Origin of the sequence: Pseudomonas sp. SIMBA_041, from assembly GCF_046535095.1 — a bacterium.
Taxonomy (GTDB): domain Bacteria; phylum Pseudomonadota; class Gammaproteobacteria; order Pseudomonadales; family Pseudomonadaceae; genus Aquipseudomonas; species Aquipseudomonas mucoides.
This window is the reverse complement of sequence record NZ_JAWRXJ010000955.1, coordinates 1-235: the sequence shown is the minus strand read 5'-3', so window position 1 is coordinate 235 and position 235 is coordinate 1. Positions and strand designations below refer to the sequence as shown.

At 50.2% G+C, this 235-nt stretch carries 1 pseudogene; it reads right to left on the bottom strand.

Annotation, left to right across the window (positions count from 1 at the left end):
* A pseudogene (locus tag SB725_RS33970) lies at positions 1–235 on the bottom strand (hypothetical protein); the annotation flags it as partial.

The following is a 235-nucleotide window of genomic DNA, read 5'->3' as shown; positions in this document are numbered from 1 at the left end:
CTACAGGTCCGCCTGCTGTTTGTCCGAGTGCAGTCGATTGACTCATCATCGACAAGACTGTCGCACGAACACTGCTTTCAATATTCAAGTTAATCCATGTATCGTAGAGCGGGCTGCTCAACGCTTCAATGACCCCAATCAAGAGAAGGCATGCCAACGCCCATTCAAAGCTGGGGGACAAGGCAAAGGAGATCACTGCCGCAATCTTTAATCCTGTCAGGACAAACATGCCGAC